Origin of the sequence: Flavobacterium daejeonense DSM 17708, from assembly GCF_000425425.1 — a bacterium.
GTDB classification, from domain to species: domain Bacteria; phylum Bacteroidota; class Bacteroidia; order Flavobacteriales; family Flavobacteriaceae; genus Flavobacterium; species Flavobacterium daejeonense.
Window position 1 is genome coordinate 44,100 of the sequence record NZ_AUDK01000006.1, and the last position, 18,226, is coordinate 62,325.

At 31.5% G+C, this 18,226-nt stretch carries 13 protein-coding genes; 9 read left to right on the forward strand and 4 right to left on the reverse strand.

The features are described from left to right. Window positions 1-2 precede the first annotated feature (2 nt). From H599_RS0106915 to H599_RS0106930, 4 genes are read right to left on the reverse strand one after another with little or no spacing between them, the layout of a single operon-like run. Entirely contained in the window at window positions 3-635 is a 633-nt protein-coding gene (locus H599_RS0106915) for a DUF4141 domain-containing protein (protein WP_026713460.1), read from the reverse strand. A gap of 24 nt (window positions 636-659) precedes the next feature. Then, on the reverse strand, window positions 660-3,158 hold the full coding sequence (locus H599_RS0106920) for a TraG family conjugative transposon ATPase (RefSeq protein ID WP_026713461.1): 2,499 nt from the start codon (window positions 3,156-3,158) through the stop codon (window positions 660-662). Continuing rightward, the gene (locus H599_RS0106925; RefSeq protein WP_026713462.1) at window positions 3,155-3,487 is read right to left on the reverse strand and encodes a DUF4133 domain-containing protein; all 333 of its coding nucleotides are present in this window, start codon (window positions 3,485-3,487) and stop codon (window positions 3,155-3,157) included. The genes H599_RS0106920 and H599_RS0106925 overlap by 4 nt, the downstream gene beginning before the upstream one ends. Window positions 3,488-3,498: 11 nt before the next feature. Continuing rightward, window positions 3,499-3,804 carry a DUF4134 domain-containing protein gene (locus H599_RS0106930; protein ID WP_026713463.1) on the reverse strand — a complete coding sequence of 102 codons (306 nt, stop codon included), beginning with the start codon at window positions 3,802-3,804 and terminating at the stop codon, window positions 3,499-3,501. Window positions 3,805-4,186: 382 nt separating this feature from the next. Between H599_RS0106930 and H599_RS0106935 the strand changes: the two genes are divergently transcribed. From H599_RS0106935 to H599_RS0106975, 9 genes are all read left to right on the forward strand, one after another. Continuing rightward, window positions 4,187-5,185 (forward strand): helix-turn-helix transcriptional regulator, encoded by a 999-nt coding sequence (locus H599_RS0106935; RefSeq protein ID WP_026713464.1) that lies wholly within the window; start codon window positions 4,187-4,189, stop codon window positions 5,183-5,185. Between the two features lie 60 nt (window positions 5,186-5,245). After that, window positions 5,246-7,903 (forward strand): N-6 DNA methylase, encoded by a 2,658-nt coding sequence (locus tag H599_RS0106940; protein WP_026713465.1) that lies wholly within the window; start codon window positions 5,246-5,248, stop codon window positions 7,901-7,903. Next, window positions 7,893-9,134, forward strand: coding sequence for a hypothetical protein (locus tag H599_RS0106945; RefSeq protein ID WP_026713466.1), 1,242 nt, complete (start codon window positions 7,893-7,895; stop codon window positions 9,132-9,134). Before H599_RS0106940 ends, H599_RS0106945 begins: the two co-directional genes overlap by 11 nt. A 53-nt stretch (window positions 9,135-9,187) precedes the next feature. After that, entirely contained in the window at window positions 9,188-10,741 is a 1,554-nt protein-coding gene (locus tag H599_RS0106950) for a class I SAM-dependent DNA methyltransferase (RefSeq protein WP_026713467.1), read from the forward strand. 333 nt (window positions 10,742-11,074) lie between these two features. Beyond that, window positions 11,075-12,274, forward strand: a complete 1,200-nt coding sequence (locus tag H599_RS20265) for a restriction endonuclease subunit S (protein ID WP_155960755.1) — start codon at window positions 11,075-11,077, stop codon at window positions 12,272-12,274. Between the two features lie 42 nt (window positions 12,275-12,316). Continuing rightward, complete coding sequence (locus H599_RS0106960) at window positions 12,317-16,111, forward strand: YobI family P-loop NTPase (RefSeq protein WP_026713468.1); 3,795 nt, start codon at window positions 12,317-12,319, stop codon at window positions 16,109-16,111. A gap of 121 nt (window positions 16,112-16,232) precedes the next feature. Then, a complete protein-coding gene (locus H599_RS0106965) occupies window positions 16,233-16,931 on the forward strand; it encodes a hypothetical protein (RefSeq protein WP_026713469.1) in 699 nt (232 codons plus the stop codon). A gap of 267 nt (window positions 16,932-17,198) precedes the next feature. Continuing rightward, window positions 17,199-17,654, forward strand: coding sequence for an excisionase family DNA-binding protein (locus H599_RS20995; RefSeq protein WP_026713470.1), 456 nt, complete (start codon window positions 17,199-17,201; stop codon window positions 17,652-17,654). Next, window positions 17,644-18,207, forward strand: a complete 564-nt coding sequence (locus tag H599_RS0106975) for a PIN domain-containing protein (RefSeq protein ID WP_026713471.1) — start codon at window positions 17,644-17,646, stop codon at window positions 18,205-18,207. The genes H599_RS20995 and H599_RS0106975 overlap by 11 nt, the downstream gene beginning before the upstream one ends. Window positions 18,208-18,226 lie beyond the last annotated feature (19 nt).

Genomic DNA, 18,226 nt, shown 5'->3' on the forward strand with positions numbered 1-18,226 from the left:
GATTACCAATATTTTTGGTCAGCTGTTCCATAAAGTTCCAATACTCTTTTACTGTTATTGGCTTTTTTAGCTCTGAGATAGCTGACTGAAATATTTTTGTTGGTGAAGTAGCGAACCAGATTGTGGTACTCCTTTACTTCCTTATACACACCGTCAATAATATCCAGACGCTCTTTATCATTCAGGGATAAAGTGGAAGCATTTACAATTTGTTTAAGCTCTTTCAGAAGTGATACACTCTCATTCAATAAGACGGAGTATCCATTAGCAATTGCTGAAAGTTCCTGAGCATTGAAATTAGGATCGTTCATCATTTTGCCAAAATTCTTTACATAAATCTCAGAAACATCTCCAACAAGTAGTACAGTCTGTTGTACTTTTCGGGCATCTTTCACCAAATTATTTACCGCCTTTAGCTTGTCATAATATTCTTTTCCCTGATTATACACTTTTTGGACTTCCTTAAAGTTGTTAATCATATTGGTCGCTGTGGTAGAAGTCTGTACAATTTGTCTCGCAGTATTGACAATCCCCTGAGCCAAATTAGAAGGATCTGTTACCACCCATTGTGCTTTCGCTGTTGGTGTGACAGCAAATAGCAACGCTGTATACACCATAAACATTAACTTTTTCATTGTTTTCAATTTTTAAAATGATTACTATTTGTTTTCTTTTTTCTGAAGGACTATCCGTTTGATAGCCTGTTCTACATTTCCATCGAGTTCTCCAGCAAGTCGCATCACTTCCAACTTTTCGGTTTCTTCTGTCGTATATGCTAAATATTCTTCAAGACTTACTTCTGTAGCATATACTGCCGAATGAGTACCTCCTAACCCAATCCAAACTTCTTTGTATAATCGTCTGGGGTCGTTATTCATGTTGATGGAAAGTACCTGTGCTTTTTCTTTTTCAGTGAGGCCAAGCATGGCTTGTATTTCATCAAATTTGTTCATGTATTTTCGCTGATCCAACAGTATTTTACAATCCGAATTATTGATAATACTTTCCTTTACAATAGGTGATTGAATAATGTCATCTACCTCTTGAGTTACTACTATGGCTTCTCCAAAAAACTTTCTTACTGTTTTAAAAAGGTATTTGATGTATTCCGCCATTCCTTCTTTTGCAATAGCTTTCCAGGCTTCTTCAATTAAGATTAACTTTCGCACTCCTTTCAAACGACGCATTTTATTGATAAAAACCTCCATTATAATGATGGTTACAATTGGAAAAAGAATTTTATGATCCTTTATGGCATCAATTTCGAATACAATAAATCGTTTGGAAAGCAAGTCCAGTTGCTTTTCGGAATTCAATAAGTAATCATATTCACCGCCCTTGTAATAAGGTTCTAATACATTGAGAAAGTTGGCAAGATCAAAGTCTTTTTCTCTTACCTGCTTTTCTTCCAGTACCTTTCTGTAATCAACCTTCACGTATTCATAGAACCCATTGAAAGAAGGAGATTTATCCTCTTGCTTGATGAGTTCAATGTAACCACTCACGGCATTGGATAATGCCACTTCTTCTGAGCGGGTTGGTGGCTCGTCATCCCGTTTCCATAAGGTTAATATCAACGTTTTGATACTTTCTCTTTTCTCTATGTCGAACACACCATCATCGGTATAGAAAGGGTTAAAGGCTATAGGATTGTCTTCCGTATAAGTGAAGTAAACACCATCTTCTCCTTTTGTTTTTCCTTTGATGAGTTCGCATAATCCCTGATAAGAATTCCCGGTATCTACCAACAACACATGAGCACCTTGTTCATAATATTGCCTAACCATGTGATTGGTAAAAAATGATTTTCCTGAACCTGAAGGCCCTAATATAAACTTGTTTCTATTGGTGATAATGCCTCGCTTCATTGGCAAATCGGAAATATCCAAATGGATGGGTTTTCCTGTTAACCGGTCAGCCATCTTAATCCCGAAAGGTGATAGTGAACTTTGATAATTGGTTTCTTCGGTAAAAAAACAGAGTGCGGGTTCTATGAAGGTGTAAAAGCTTTCTTCGCTCGGAAAATCTCCTGCATTACCTGGCATTCCTGCCCAGTAAAGTGTGGCTACATCTGTGGTATTATGCCTTGGTTTGCATTCCATTAATGCCAAAGCACTTCCTGTATCGTTCTTTATCTGTTTTAGTTCAGCAGGATCTTCTGACCAGGCCATCACATTAAAATGAGCCCGAATAGATGAAAGCCCAAAAGAATGTACTTCGTTCAAATAGCGTTCTATCCATTCCTTATTGATTTGGTTCGCTCTACTATAACGTGCCAACGAGTGCATGTTTCTTGCTGATTTCTCAAACTTACGCAGGTTGTCTTCACTGTTATCCAGAAACAAATACTGGTTGTAGATGTGATTGCAACTTAACAACAATCCTACTGGTGCGGCAAAAGACAAAAGACAATCACTTCTGTCTGTGGACAGTTTTTCATAACGAGTATCTGCCGAAACCGTTCCAGGCAAATCATCAGTATCTGACAAAGTATGCAGGCAAAGTCTTTTGTTTCCAATGCGTACTTCTTCTGCTCCCAAAGCAATGTCTTGCATGGGCGTTCCTGCTTCTCTTGAAAGCGTCAGGTATTGTTCCAATATTCCTTGCTTATCATCTGTTCCGATGATGTCTTCTTCACTTAATCGTTCCAGTTTTACAAAACCACTCTCATTTACGATTCGTTCAAACTGTGTTACGGCTTCCATAAAACGATGAATAGTTACTTTATCCCTTATTTCTTTGGGAATAAGTACCCCTTTGCAAAGCGAAGAGAAATTACTCTGCATTCGCATACGCTCTTTAGTCGTTTTAGTTAGAAATAAATAACAATAGTGATTCAGAAATGGGCGTTCATTAAAATGCTGTTGGTAGGATTTTGCCAAAAAACTTAAATCCTCCTGAGCAATATCTGGAGCGTAATTTTCTTTGATATACCAATCCTGTTTGTGTACCACAGTATAATCGGGCAAAGTCTTGATAGCCTTACACCAGGCAGAATGAATCGCTTCATATTCCGCAGAAGCCACCGTAAAAAGCTCTGGAAGCTCAACCCGAAAACAAGCTGTAATATCTGCATCCTTTGAGACAATGCAATTATTTTCTACCGCTAACAATGGAAACTTACTTTCCAACGTAGTCGCTTTTGATTTATTCCTCATGCTCGTTTGGATTTAGTTTTAAACTTGAAATAGCGGCGTACTGACTTGCGACAGATAATGTAATGAGGATGCCGTTTATAAGCACTTATTTTCATTAATCCATGTTCTCCATACTTTTTGTTCAGCGAAAAAGTCTGCCATACAATTAGCAAAGCACCACCAGCTCCCAGAAATAGACAGATGAAGGAATTGACTCCGACCATGTACAAAATCATTACTAGAATAAGAATCCCAAGCAATCCACCAGCGAAGAGTAACAGGTATTGCGCTTTCAAACCCTTAAATTCTACCGTCCTCCCAATGCCTTTGTTGATGTTGTAATTATTCATCAGCCAAAAGATTAAAGAAAGAAGGAACGCAAGATTGTAGCTGATACAATCAGAAAGATACAGGCTCCAAACCAGCTCGCTGCGGTCTTGCTGGTATCGGGATCACCGCTACTGAACTTGTTGTACACTTTTACCCCTCCTATTAGACCAACTACCGCTCCGATGGCGTAGATCAATTGTGTGGCAGGATCAAAATAAGAGGTGACCATCTGAGTCGCCTCATTGATTCCTGCAGCACCGTTTCCTTGTGCCATCACACTAAAAGCTGACAGCATGGACATAGCCATCAGCAAAACTTTCTTTTTTTGTTTTTCCATGATTAAAATGAATTAATTTGTTAGACATTCCTGCTCATTGCAAGATTTTGGAGCAAATGTCTTATGGAAATAGGAACCTATTAATGAGTTGTCCTTAAGTGGAGTTATTTGGCAGAAGAAGACGTGATAATTTACTTTTTGATAATAAAAAAACTCAATTTGAGCAAACAAACATTTTAATATCGCAAATCGCAATATGCGATTGGAGAAGAAAGATTTCAAATCATCAAAGACTAAATAATACGACTAATGATTTAAAAGTAAGCGGATAAATTCCTATAAACTAGTTCAAAAATGAATAGGTTTTAATACCTAAAATATTTAGTTTTACCAGAATATTGAATTAATAAAAAAAGATAATTCAACTTCAATAAACAATTAAATGGCAACTAATAAGCACGCACAAATTCGATATAACACACTTGATAAGTGTTTTAGAAATTCTGGAAAAAGATTTGCTATTGCCGATTTAGTGGCTGCATGCAATGAGGCTATTTATGAATTTACTGGTAAAGAAGAAGGTATCCAGAAAAGACAATTATATGACGATATCCGATTCATGGAAAGCGAACAAGGATGGTCCATTGAATTAGAGAAAACAAAAGATGGTAGAAAAGTGTATTATCGTTATGCAAATCCTCTTTTTTCTATATCAAATAAACCATTAAATGAAACCGAAGCGATTCAGCTAAAAGAAGCTTTACTCACTTTGAGTCGATTCAAAGGAATGCCACAATACGATTGGATTGAAGAATTAGAGACACGATTAGATGCCGAATTCAAATTAAATAAAAACTCTGAAAAAGTGATGAGTTTTGAAGAAAATGAGTTCTTAGAAGGTAAACCCTATATCTCTGACTTATACAACGCTATCATTTATAAAAAAGTAGTAGCTATTGAATACAAAACGTTTAAAAATGAAAACAGTGTAACCTACGAGTTGAGTCCTTATCATTTGAAACAATATAACAAGCGTTGGTTTCTTTTTGGAAAATCACTCAATTTTGAAACACTTACCAACTTAGCTTTAGATAGAATTATTTCAATAAAAGAAACAGATAAAGCTTATGTAAGCAGTACTATAGATTTTAATGAATATTTCGATGATATTGTGGGGGTTACTATTCCAGATGCACCAATCGAAATCATAAAAATTAAAATCGCTGAAAGTTTAGTTCCCTATATCAAAACTAAACCATTACACCCTACCCAAGCCTACCAATTTGAAGACAATATGCATCGTATTGTCATAAAAGTAATTCCGAATTATGAATTAGAATCCTTACTACTCTCCTATGGTGAAAGTTTACAGGTTTTAGAACCTGCTTCTTTTGTAGAAAAGATGAGAATGAGAATTGAAAAAATGAAAAATAACTATTAGTGCAGTTGTAATGCACTAATTAAAAATACATTTGCAGAATAATTAGTTAAGCAATTTTTTATGTTAAATACTTCAAGTAAAGTGAAAAGTTATTTTTGGAATTCGTTAAACAATTTTAGAGGTATAATTGAAATAAGTAGATTAAAAAACTATTTATTGACTCTAGTGTTTTTAAAATTTATTACTGATGAAACAAAAAAGAATGAAGATTTTCAATATAATCTTCCTGCTGAATTGAATTTTGATTCTTTAATTGAATTAGCAAATAATCAATATTTAGGAAACGAAATTAATAATAAGCTGAGAGGTATTGTTGAGTTACACCCAACACTTAAAGATGTTATTGATTTCAATGATTTTAATGACATTACTAGTGTAGGAGATATTAGAACAAACACTGAAGCTCTTTACGATTTGATATTATTAATAAATTCATCAAATAAGATCTTTGATTTAAATAATTCATACGAAACTAACATTTGGGCAAATTTGTTTGACTCTATTGTTTTAATGTTTGCAGAGCTAAGTGGTAAGTCGTTCTTGGACTTGACAACACCTAAAGAAGTAAATTTAGTAATTTCAAAATTATTAAATATACAGGAAACTAAGGATAATATATCTATATATGATCCAACATGTGGAAATGGTAATTCATTTATTTCTATTGCTGAAAATTATAAAAATCATTTTAATTTCTTTGGTCAAGAAATCAATTATGAATTAGTTAGTGTTGCTAGAATGAATTTAATTATTCATAGAATTGAATCTTTTGAAATTTTAGAAGGAGACGTTTTAAATAATCCTAAATTCTTAGAAAAGGATAATCTACTGAAAAAGTTTGATTATGTAGTTTCTAATCCTCCATTTGGGGTTAAAAATTGGAACAGAAATAATGAATTTGATGATTACAATCGTTGGAATTCAAATACAGGGATCCCTTCAAATAATAATGCAGATTTAGCATTTGTATTACACGTTTTAGAATCTTTAAAAGTTGGAGGCAAAGCTGTAGTGATTATTCCACATGGTGTTCTTTTTAGAGGTGGTTCTGAACTAAATATTAGAAAACATTTAATTCATAAAGGCTATTTAAAAGGGATTATTGGATTGCCAAGTAAACTTTATTTTGGTACAGGAATACCTTCTTGTATGATGGTTTTAGAAAAAAGTGAAATTGATAAAAATGATGGTGTTTTTCTTATTGATGCAAGTTCAGAATTTGTAAAAGATAATTTCACCAATAAGTTAACAGCTTATGGTGTTAATAAAATAATTGAGACTTGGTCAAATCAAATTCAATTACCTGAATTTTCAAAATCTATTTCAAAAGCGGAAATAATTGAAAATGATTATAACTTAAATATCCCTAGATATTTATCTAATACTGATGATTTTCAAATTCCAGAAGATTCTAAATTAGTAGAGTTGAATGACTTGTTAGTTTCAGTTCCAAAGATTAGAACTGAAAATGATTTTGGACGAGTTGTTAGAATTTCTGATTTGTCTGACAATACATTTTTGTATCAAATTTCTTTGGATAGTCTTACTAAAATTGATGTAAATAAAACTTTTTACAAGATTGTAAAACCTACATTGTTATTATCCAAAAGATTCAACAAACTGAAACCAAGTTTCTGTGATGCAAGTGTTGATAATCCTGTATTTATTTCTCCTGACATAGAAGCATTTTGTATTTCAAATGATAGAATTGATTTATCCTATTTGATTTTACAATTAAATACTGATTATGTTTCAAAACAAGCAGAATCATTCTCAGTAGGTTCTACTATGCCATCATTGTCAAGACAAGATATTTTAAAAATAAAAGTAATTGTCCCTAATTTAAGTACTCAAGAGTCTATTATACGACAAAAGGCATTAGCTGAAGGTGCCAAAATTCAATCGGATAAAGGTAAAATTGAAGCTTTTCAACTTCAAAATACAATAGACACATTACTTAAAGAAAGAATGAATGATTTCCAATGGAAATTACATGATCTTCGTAATGGTGAATTATTGAATTTAAAAGGTCAGATTATTGCCTTGGAAATGTATGCAGATGCTAATCCTCAATTTTTTAATCATATAATTGATGAAGAAAGTGATACAACAATAGTTTCTTCAATTAAAGAGATATATAATAGCGTTCAAAAGTTGGCTGTAATATTATCGGATTTATATGATACTTCGGATAATGTTTCTGTAAAAGAAGATATTGATATACTTATTTTTCTGAAAGATTTCTGCGAACAACAATTAGGAAATAATGGTAATTTATTCGAAATAGATTATTCTGATATTGAAAAAATTAAGATTGATTTTGATATAATTGATTTAGTTGTTTTGGTAAATAGAAACGACTTGAATAGAATTTTTACGAACATTTTTGAAAATGCTGTAAGACATAGTGGTTTTGGAGAATCTAGTCAAATTAACAAAATTAAAATTGAGTTGTCATTAGATCATAAAAAAGAGATTATTTCAATTGCAATTTTAAATAATGGTAAGCCATCAAAAATAAGTGAATTAGATTATTTTGCTGATGGTGGTAAAGCAGGTTCTTCGTCAAATTCAGGAAAAGGAGGTCACATTATTAAAGTTTTAGCAGAACGTAATAATGGTAAAGTGTTTCAAAATAATTACACCGTAGAGGAAGCAGGTGGTTATACTTTTGAAGTAGCTATTCAATTTAATTACAAATTGTTTTATGAGTTATAAAGTTTTATTGATAGATGATAGACATACTGATGCTTCATTGGAAGCAATCAAAAAAATGGCTAAAATGGGGAATATTGAATTAGTTGGTGTAAAATACCATATTGAAGGAATAGAGATGTTGCAAAAAGATTCTAGTTTTGAATTTCAAGCAGTTATTTTAGATGCCTTTGGTTTCAAAAATTCTGATACTGATGAAGATAAAATGACAAACTCAGGATTATACTATTCTTTAAAAACATTGAGTGAATTAAAATCTAGTAGAGTCATACCTTGGTTTGTTTATACAGGCCATCCTAAAAACTTGAGTGATGAAGACTTCTTAGAAAAAATATCTGTTTACCAGGAAGATTATAAATTTGGAAGAACTGAACTTTGTTATTATACTAAAACCCTGCATGAGAAAGAGTTATTACAAGATATCAAAACCGAAATTGATAATCTTGAAAATTCTCAAATTCAATTACAGCATAAGCACGTTTTCCAAATTGCTAACAAAATTAATGTTCCACATGAGGACATAAATAATTTAGTAAATATATTCAAGTCAATTCAAACTTATGCAAATGACCTAGAACCATCACTGTATTTTACACAATTAAGAATGTATATTGAATATGTCTTTAGAGATGCTGCTAAATATAATATTTTGCACGAAAAATGCATAAATGAAAAAGGCCAAGTAAATTTGGCTGAATCAAGTTTGTTTTTAGCCGGTGAAAACACAAAACGTCTAAATGTAAGATGCACTAAGGCACACTTTTCTAAAATAATGGCTGAAAATATCAAAAATCTTATTTTTATAACAGGAGCAGCTTCACATACTTCTGATGTTGATCCAGCAGAGAATATGGATTATCAGGAGTATAGAAAAAGTGTAAAAACACCATATCTATTATATCAATTAACTTTTGTAGTTTGTGACTTACTTGTTTGGTATGATAACTACATAAAAGAAAATAATGATAGTTCAATTAACAAAAGCTTCTGGAATGATATTAATGAAAATCAATCATCTTCAAGTGAAAGTGAATGGTTTGAAGGTACTGTAATAAGAATTTCTGAAGACAATTTTGGTACATTCAAACCTGATAATAGTTTTAAAACAATAACTATCCATCATAGCACAGTTCGAAATGAAAATATCAAAGAGGAAGATAGACTGAAAGTTAGAACAGAACCAAGTCCTGATAAATCTAAATTACATATCAAAGAAATCATAAAATTAGATTAACGCACTTCCACTGCACACATAAACCATAACTTTACAAAATAAATCAACATCCCATGATAACAGGCGACTTAAAATCTCAAATTGACCGTATATGGAACGACTTCTGGACAGGAGGAATTTCCAACCCATTGACTGTAATCGAACAGTTTACTTACCTCATCTTCCTAAAACAATTGGACGACAAGCAAATTCTTATCGAGAAAGAAATTGCAATGCTTGGAGGAACTACCAAGAAAATGATTTATGCCGAAAGCCAAAAGGAATTGCGATGGAGTTATTTCAAAGACAAAGATCCAGAGGTGATGTTTGATTTGTTCAGAAAGCCACAACGCCATTTGAACGATTTAACAGCCTTTGATTTTATGAAAACCTTGGGGGCTGATGGCGGTAAGTTTACCGAATACATCAAAGGTGCTACCTTTATGATAGACACGCCTAAGTTGTTAGACAAAGTAGTACAACAAATTGACAAACTACCGTTGAGCAATCGCGATACTAAAGGCGATTTATACGAATACATGCTGGGCAAAATTGCCGAAGCGGGTACCAACGGGCAATTCCGTACACCAAGACACATCATTCGCATGATGGTAGAACTAACCCAACCCAAAGCAGACGATACGATTTGTGACCCTTCATTAGGTACAGCAGGTTTCCTAGTAGCGGCTGGACAATACTTTCACGATAAACACGATAAGTTATTTTTAGACAAATCCTTCCGTGAGCATTACAATACCAACATGTTTAACGGTCTGGAAATTGACCCTTCGATGATGCGTATTGCTTCTATGAACTTGCAATTACATGGTATCGAATCCCCACAATTAGTGGGCGGTTCTGCGTTGGCGGAAAACAATACCATTAACGGAAAGTATTCGTTAGTACTAGCCAATCCACCTTTCAAAGGCGCATTAGATTATGATGAAGTAGAAAGTAGTTTGTTGCAAATTACCAAAACCAAAAAAACGGAATTATTGTTCTTATCGCTGATTTTACGTATGTTAAAATTAGGAGGAAGAGCTGCCGTAATCGTACCTGATGGTGTATTGTTTGGAAGCTCAGGCGCACACAAAAACATCCGTAAAGAATTGGTAGAAAATCAACAATTACAAGGTGTTATATCCTTACCTAGTGGGGTTTTTAAACCCTATGCCGGAGTAAGTACCGCTATCCTACTCTTTACCAAAACCAACTCAGGCGGTACCGATAAGGTTTGGTTTTACGATATGCAAACCGATGGGTTCAGTCTGGACGACAAACGCAACGCTCAAATTTCAGAAGAAGTTTTTGAGCAATGCTTTACTAACCCTGAAAGTGTATTAAAAGAGTTTAAAGGAAAATGTGACATCCCAAACATTTTGTTGGATTGGAAAAGCATCAATGAAAAACGACCAGCCGACAACTTTGCTGACAGAACCCAAAAATCGTTCCTGATACCAAAAGCTGACATTGCAGCTAATGACTATGATTTAAGCATCAATCGATACAAGGAAATCATTTATGACGAAGTAATTTATGAAAAACCACAAACGCTCATTGCAGATATCAAGGCAATCGACCAAAAACGCATGGAAGCGATGTTGGATTTAGAAAAAATGTTAGGATAGTGATGCGGAGTAAGAGGGATTCTCCACCCCGGGAAATAGCAGAGAAGAAGGGATTCGAATCCAAGATAACCTCAGGGTTATGAATCCTGCGCCTCTGGTAGTACAATACTAGCGGTGACCGCGGCAGGGTTCGAAACAGAAACCCTAATTTTAGTTGGTGATCTTGACAGTCACCCTGAGCTTGTCAATGGGCAAACCGCTAACCTTTGTAATCCCAGAAGGATTCGAAACTACGACCAACAATTCCGCTATAAACAGGAATGCTCCAAGTCAAAGAAATTTTAATTAATCTTGAGTAGATTAACAAAAACGAATATACAAAATATAGAATTAATGCAGAAAGTTAAACTAAATCAACTTTGTAATATGCAAAGTGGAGGGACTCCTTCAAGAGGCAAATCAGAATATTACAAAGGAACTATTCCTTGGTCAAAAATTAGTGATTTAGAGAAAAGTAATGATGGCTACATTTATAAAACTGAAGAACATATATCTACCGAAGGCTTAAAATCAATAAATAATCGTTTTTTCAAAAAAGGCACACTTCTTTTAGCAATGTATGGTTCTGTTGGTAAAACAGCAATTGCTAAAATTGATTTATCTACAAATCAAGCAATTCTAGGAATAAACATTCAAGATGAAACAAAATTGGATATTAGGTATCTTAGATTTTGGTTTACAACAATAAAAGAACAATTATTAAACAGAGCAGTTGGAGCGGCTTTGGCTAATATTTCATTAGGAATAGTAAAAGACTTAGAAATCCCCCTCCCTCCTCTCCCAACCCAACAAAAAATTGCCACCATCCTAGACAAAGCTGATGAACTGCGCCAATACAACAAAAAACTCATCGAGAAATACGATGCGCTAACACAAAGCTTGTTTTTGGAGATGTTTGGCGATCCTGTGAAGAATGAGAAGGGTTGGGAGATTACTACATTTTCAAAAATTTTATCTAAAATTGAAAGTGGTTGGAGTCCTGTATGCGAAAATAAGCCTAGAAATAACAATAATGAATGGGCAGTACTAAAACTTGGTTCAGTTTCTTACGGTACCTATAATTCAAAAGAGAACAAAAAATATGAATTTGAAGTTCCAATTGCGAAGTTAGATTGCGAAGTTAAAAAAGGTGATTTATTATTTACTAGAAAAAACACCTATCACATGGTGGGAACAACTGTGTTTGTATACGATACAGAACCTAGATTATTATTACCTGACACAGTATTTCGACTAATTTATCTAAAAGAAAAAGCAAATCCTTTATTTTTATATTATCTTCTTAATCACAATAAATTTAGTGCTGAAATACAATCTTTAGCCTCTGGGACTTCTGGCTCAATGCCTAATATTTCAAAAGCTAAATTGCAATCAAAAGAAACTATTCTTCCTCCTGTTAACCTCCAAAACCAATTTGCAGAACGAGCACAATTAATAGAAACCCAAAAACAACAAGCCCAAGAAGCTTTGGTAAAAAGTGAAGCCTTGTTTCAGTCTTTGTTGCAACGGGCGTTTAAGGGAGAGTTGAATTAAAAAAGCTGAACCAACAAAAATACTAACCAACCATTATAATTTATGAAAAATAAGATTATCAACTTTTTTAAAAGAATATTCGAATGGGTTAAATCATTTTTCAAAAAATTTTCTTTTAAAGTTTTATTTCTAACTTTTTTAGATACAACAATTGCTTGGTTACAATCCATTCATTCCTCATTTTCTAATGACAAACTGGAAAATAACGCATACTCATCATTATCTCCTATTGATAATAGTGATGAAGACGGTAAATATTCAGAAGCATTACTTTGGGCCTTAAAAAACAGAAAAAAAGAAGATATTAAAAATATTGCCTTAACAGGACCCTATGGCTCTGGAAAAAGTAGTATTCTTAAAACCTTTCAAAAAAATTATAATGGTTGCGATTTAAAATTTTTGAATATTTCTTTAGCTACTTTCAAGGAAGAGAAAAAAATCGATGACCAACCAGAAGAGAAAAAAGATAAAAATGAAAACAAATATAATGGCAAGAATGGTAATACGGCTGACTTATTACGTTTAATAGAAATAAGTATTCTAGAACAAATTTTTTTTCACGAAAAGGACAGCAAGATTCCCGATTCCCAATTTAAAAAAATAAAAAGCTTTAGTAAAACAACATTGTTTTTAACTTCAATCGGATACTTACTTTTTATAGTTGCTATTTACAACTATTTTAATCCCTATTTTATTCAAAGCATTCTAAAGGATTTCCCAATAAACAATTTTGTATGCGATATTATTCATTATACTAGCATCGTAATAATTATTATTGGAATCTATTTTATAATTCGAAAATCAATTCGACTTATAAGCGCTATTACAATTAGTAAACTTAAAATTCAAAATGCTGAAATAAGTATTGGCGATAGTTTAAATAAGTCAATTCTTAACCATCACATTGATGAGTTGCTCTATTTTTTCTCAGTTTGCCCTTATAATGTAGTCATTATCGAAGATTTAGACCGTTTCGAAGAAACCGAAATATTCACCAAGTTAAGAGAACTTAACTTACTACTAAACAACTCCAAAAAAACAAAGAAAAAAGATATTGTATTCATATACGCTGTAAGAGATAATATGTTTACAGACAAAGAACGTACCAAATTCTTTGATTTTATTATTCCCGTAATACCTATAATCAACTCGTCTAATTCAAGTGAGATTTTATTAAGGAAAAGAAATAAATTCAATTTAGAACTTACTGATGCATTCATTGAAGACATCTCCTTCTTTATCGATGATATGCGGTTGCTTCATAATATCACTAACGAATTTCATTTGTATACTAAAAAGCTTAATCAAAATTTAATACCAAATAAATTATTCGGGATAATCACGTATAAAAACATTTATCCAAATGATTTTATGAAGTTAAGTCAGAATGAAGGCGAACTCTACCATATATTCTCAGCCAAATCTGATTACATAAAAGAAATTGTTACCAATACTGATCTCAAAATAGAAGACTATAAAGGACAGATTACTAATCTCGAAGAAATATTTTTTGACAATACAACGGACTTACGCAAATTATACCTAGCACAAATAATTTCTCAATTACCTGGATTTATTTCTTTTGTAATCAATAGTGTTGCTGTTGACATTAGTTCTGCAATAACTAATGAAAACTTTGAATACATAAAGTCTATTAATTTTTCATATAATCAAATGAGATATGATGCTTATGGTAGAGAGATTACCCAAATAAAACAGCCAAATTTCAAATTTGCAACAATTGAGAAATTAGTTCATCCTTCAAAATTATACTTAGAAAGAGAAAAGGAGATTACTGAAATTAAAAATGGTAAAATCAGTGCTTTAAAAAATAATGTACAGGAACTAGAACTTCAAAAACAAAAAGCGAGGAACTATAAATTATCAGAACTAATACTATCTAATCAATTATCTGAAATTCAGATTAGTGAAAATCTTAATAAAGATCTTATGTTGATTTTATTAAGAAATGGTTATATCGCCGAAGATTACACCGATTATATTTCGTTATTTCATGAAGAAAGTATTACACGTACAGATTATCAGTTCCTGATAAATATAAAAAATAAAAACAGGCAACCATTTGAATACAAACTGTCAAAACTTGAAAAATTAACAGCTAGGATTAGTGCTTACGATTTTCAAACAGAATATACACTGAATTACGATTTATTGGATTATTTACTCTTAAATTCCGGTAATTATAATATACAAATAAATTCAGTTTTTACTAGGCTTAAAGACGAATCTAAAATTACATCCGATTTTATTAAAGGATATTATGAAATAACGCCAAATCTTGAAAAATTTATACAAAAACTGTGTGGTAAATGGCCTAATATTTGGGACTTTATAGCATCGAGTCCGGATTATTCAGATAAATTAAGAACACGTATTTTCAAAAGTATACTTGAATTTGCGGAATTGGATACTATTAAAAAAATTGCGCAGCAATCTTCTTTCAAAACAAAAATTTTATCCGATTCCTTATTTTTAAATAGCATTGAAAACACTAACAAACTCAAAAATATCATAGAGCAATTGAACTTATCCTTTTCAAAAATTGACTTTGAAAACTCTAATGATGAAATGTTAACTTATATTTATCAAAATAATCTACACGATATTGATATTCAACTAATAGCTCCAATAATTAAAACGTTTGGTGTATTTAATCAGATAGATTTCGACAACTCAAATTACTATGCAATAAAAAATTCTGAAGCCCAACGTTTAATACAACACATAGAGCTGAATTTTGAAAAATATATTGAAAATATTTATCTAAAAATTCCAACTAACTGTAATGAAAAGTTAGATTCATATATTGAATTACTGAATCATCCAACATTAAAAATTCGCAATAAAGAATTGATTATTTCACAAGTTAACACCAAGATAAACAAACTCTCAAATATAACTGACGATAATTTATATGAAATACTATTAGACAATAATAAAATAATTGCAACATGGGAGAATCTGTTATTCGCCTACAACAGCCAGGAACTTACCGAAAATGAAGAAGAAAAAGAAATTTTCAATTCCATCATAAACTTTATAAACATCCTTGATAACGCACAGCAACTTTCTAACACTAAAATTCCTAAAGAAACAGAAATATATAATGGATTTTGGAAAAAAATACTCAATGCAAATGAAATAGATAATGATAGTTACGATTTAATTACAACAAGTGGTCATTGGTGGTACAGTGATTTGAAATTTGAAGAACTATCTCAAGAAAAAATAAAAACACTAATAAAAAACACATGTATTAAACCTACAAAAGAAAGTTATGATAAACTAAAAGAATACTTTGATGGTCTCAATATAACATTGTTTGAAAAACGTAAAACAGATTATTTCAAAATTCTCAATGAATTAACTTTCGACAGCAGAGATTTAAAATTAGTCCTACTTTCAAGGGCTTTAGAAAATCCTGAGAAATTAAAAATTATAAATACTTGCTCTATTGACACAATCAAAACTAATGCAAACTTACAGTTAATAGCTTCTATTTTATTAAATGATGCTTCTTTTACTGTAGATGATGAAATCATAAAATCTATACTCATTAACGGGAGTGTTCCAACTGATAACAGAATCAAAATTTTTATAAAATATTCCTCTAAGTACGACAACGCATTTATAGATTCATTCCTTAAAAGTCTGGGAGGTGATTACGCTGATATTACAAATACAAGTTTAAAAGCAAAACTTGTAAAGTCAGAAGACCATAATAAATTATTATTTATAATTAAGCATAAAGGATATATATCTTCGTATTCAGAAAAAGAAAAACATTACATGGTAAATCATAAAAGAAAACAATAATCATTGTATTTATAATTTTCATCAAAAAGCTAACGCATGGTAATCCTACAATGAAAGCTAAGTTTGATGAGTTTAGTTAGAGACAATTAATTGAGACCACAATTTTAAGAATCCTAAAAAAATGAAACTTGACTTTAATAACATTAACATTTTTAAATGGGCAGATTTAAATTATTTTGAATTTGAAAATCAAATTGCATTTGATGCTCTCAAAAATTTAAATCTGAATCAAGAAAAATCGCTTAGTGAATCTAAAGTTGCACTTGATAAAAACATAGAGGATTTCCAAAAAAGCTTAGAATTACTTTCGAAGGAGGAGCAAGAATCTTATGTTAATCAAAAATATTATTGGGACGAAGTTATAATAAACGAACTTCAGTTAATCCAAAGATATTCTTCCATTTTATCAATTTTTTCTTTTTATGAATCAAGACTAAAAATGATCTGTGAATTAATAGAAAGTGAATTTGAACTTAAAGTAAAAATAAAAAAGATTAATAATTACGGAAGTACTTTAAATAAATATTGGATTTATTTAAATGAAGTATTTGAAATTAAAAGTGATGACATAGAAAAATTGTTCACTGAACTTGATGACTATAGAAATATAAGAAATGCTATTGCTCATCAAAATGGAATGACTAGAGAAAAAATAGTTTCACAAGAAGGTTTAATTTTAAACAAAATTGGAGATGAATTTCAAATTGAAATTAGTGAAATAATATTTATTAAAAATTTACTACAGAATATTGAAACTTTTATGAGCAAACTTTTGATAGAAATTGATAAAAGATATTATGAATTAAAAAGTGTAAGATAACATTGTCTTAAATATACTTCAATCAAGCGGGCTTTTAAACTTATTTGATATTGGTTTTGTATTTGCGAAGATTTTTTAAATTTGAAAAATGGCTCAGTTTAGCCATAATTACTGTAGACTCAAACATTATTGATCAGAATTGAAGTAAAGTAGTTTTTTCCGTTTTGGAGATGATTAATATGGATAAATAAAACTGTTATAAATGTATTTTCGTTTGTTTCGTTTATTTCATTTATTTTGTATATTTGTAGTCTAATAAATTTAGTTATGGAACTCATTGAAAACATAAAAAGGCCTACAAAAGTAGAACAGAAAGCAGCTATAAAATCTTATGCAGCTTTAGCGGCGGCTTTAACTCATATTAAAGAGGTAGAAACGGAAATAGAAATAGAAGAAACGCATGATAAAATTATTATTCCATCAAGAGCATTAATGCTTTTGGGGGATATTTTAAAAGCCATGAGTGAAGGAAAACCTATTTCTATTGTACCAATTGCAACTGAAGTAACTACACAAAAAGCAGCTGAAATACTAGGATGCTCACGTCCACACCTAGTGAAACTATTAGAGGAAGGTGAAATTGATTTTGTTAAAGTAGGCAAACACCGAAGAATATTGTTTGAAGATGTAATCAAATACAAACAAAAAATGAAAGAAGAGCAAAAGAAACATATTATTGAGATGATGAACCAAGATGAAGAATTAGGCTTATATGATTCATAGTGTAAAATTCAAAGCCGTTTTAGATACGAATGTCATTTTCCCAATTGTCATTCGTGATTTGCTATTTTGGTTTGCGTATTATGAATTATACACGCCTAAATGGAGTACTACTATTTTTGAAGAATGGTATGAGGTGATGACCAGAAAGGGGTTGTCTCCTGAAGAAGCAAGCAAAAGAACCCAAAAAGCAAACCATGCTTTTCCGGATGCTTTAGTAAATAACTATGAGAAATTAATAGATTCACTAGAGCTGCCAGATATAAAAGACAGACATGTGCTTGCAGCTGCAATAAAATCAAATGCGAATGTTATTGTAACCAATAATCTCAAAGACTTTCCTGAGGAATATTTAAATTCATTTGGAGTAAAAGCAAAAAGTGCAGATGATTTCTTAACCGATATAATTGACCTAAACCCAGAAATTGCTATAAAAGCATTCAAAGAAATGGTTTTAAATAGAAAAAATCCAAAAATGGACGAATTTGAAGTCTTAGAAAGTTTGCGGAAAGTAGGCTTAGATGATACTGCCAATTACATACACGCATTATTATAAAAAACTATACTAAGCAACT

Excerpts from the sequence above, each read along its gene's own strand:
- H599_RS0106975 (WP_026713471.1), top strand. The coding sequence starts at position 17,644 with ATGATTCATAGTGTAAAATTCAAAGCCGTTTTAGATACGAATGTCATT.
- H599_RS0106925 (WP_026713462.1), bottom strand. The coding sequence starts at position 3,487 with ATGAATAATTACAACATCAACAAAGGCATTGGGAGGACGGTAGAATTT.
- H599_RS20995 (WP_026713470.1), top strand. The coding sequence starts at position 17,199 with ATGGAACTCATTGAAAACATAAAAAGGCCTACAAAAGTAGAACAGAAA.
- H599_RS0106950 (WP_026713467.1), top strand. The coding sequence starts at position 9,188 with ATGATAACAGGCGACTTAAAATCTCAAATTGACCGTATATGGAACGAC.
- H599_RS20265 (WP_155960755.1), top strand. The coding sequence starts at position 11,075 with ATGCAGAAAGTTAAACTAAATCAACTTTGTAATATGCAAAGTGGAGGG.
- H599_RS0106945 (WP_026713466.1), top strand. The coding sequence starts at position 7,893 with ATGAGTTATAAAGTTTTATTGATAGATGATAGACATACTGATGCTTCA.
- H599_RS0106930 (WP_026713463.1), bottom strand. The coding sequence starts at position 3,804 with ATGGAAAAACAAAAAAAGAAAGTTTTGCTGATGGCTATGTCCATGCTG.
- H599_RS0106915 (WP_026713460.1), bottom strand. The coding sequence starts at position 635 with ATGAAAAAGTTAATGTTTATGGTGTATACAGCGTTGCTATTTGCTGTC.
- H599_RS0106965 (WP_026713469.1), top strand. The coding sequence starts at position 16,233 with ATGAAACTTGACTTTAATAACATTAACATTTTTAAATGGGCAGATTTA.
- H599_RS0106935 (WP_026713464.1), top strand. The coding sequence starts at position 4,187 with ATGGCAACTAATAAGCACGCACAAATTCGATATAACACACTTGATAAG.
- H599_RS0106940 (WP_026713465.1), top strand. The coding sequence starts at position 5,246 with ATGTTAAATACTTCAAGTAAAGTGAAAAGTTATTTTTGGAATTCGTTA.
- H599_RS0106920 (WP_026713461.1), bottom strand. The coding sequence starts at position 3,158 with ATGAGGAATAAATCAAAAGCGACTACGTTGGAAAGTAAGTTTCCATTG.
- H599_RS0106960 (WP_026713468.1), top strand. The coding sequence starts at position 12,317 with ATGAAAAATAAGATTATCAACTTTTTTAAAAGAATATTCGAATGGGTT.